Raw genomic sequence first — 722 nt, forward strand, 5'->3', positions numbered from 1 at the left:
CAGTGGGATCGCAATCGCAACGGCCAGGTCGATCGGCGCTATGATCGCAACGACAACAACCGCGTCGACCGGCGTTACGACCGCAACCGCAACGGCGACCTCGATCGCCGCTGGGACCGGAACAACAATAATCGGATCGACCAGCGCGACCGGCGCTATGATCGCAACCGCGATGGTCAGATCGATCGGCGTTACGACCGCAACGACAACAACCGTGTCGACCGGCGCTATAACGACCGGCGCAACGATCGCTGGAACCGCGACTGGCGCAGCGATCGCCGCTACGACTGGCGCAACTATCGCGAACGGAACCGCAGCTATTACCGCATGCCCCGTTACTACAACCCGTATCGCGGCTATAATTACACGCGGTTCAGCATCGGCTTCACGCTCGGCTCGCTCTTTTACAGCCAGCGGTACTGGATCAACGACCCGGGCTATTATCGCTTGCCGCCCGCCTATGGGGGCTATCGCTGGGTGCGATATTATGACGACGCGCTGCTCGTCGACACCTACTCGGGCCGGGTGGTCGACGTGATCCACGATTTCTTCTGGTAATATTCCTTTCGGTTACCCGAAGACAAACTGAAGGGGTCGGCCCAGCCGGCCCCTTTTTCTTTGCCGGCGGCCGAAAGCGACCGATTGTGGACCTATCCATCCTCGTCACCCCGGACTTGATCCGGGGTCCACGACTTCAGCGCCGCAGTGGATCCCGGATCAAG

1 protein-coding gene is annotated in these 722 nt (G+C 60.7%); it reads left to right on the plus strand.

Annotated elements, in window-relative coordinates:
• A partial coding sequence (locus tag A3E77_RS18165) for an RcnB family protein (protein ID WP_293648651.1) occupies window positions 1-558 on the plus strand: 558 nt, incomplete at its 5' end.
• Window positions 559-722 lie beyond the last annotated feature (164 nt).

The sequence above is a fragment of the Sphingopyxis sp. RIFCSPHIGHO2_12_FULL_65_19 genome (genome assembly GCF_001830555.1).
Classification (GTDB): domain Bacteria; phylum Pseudomonadota; class Alphaproteobacteria; order Sphingomonadales; family Sphingomonadaceae; genus Sphingopyxis.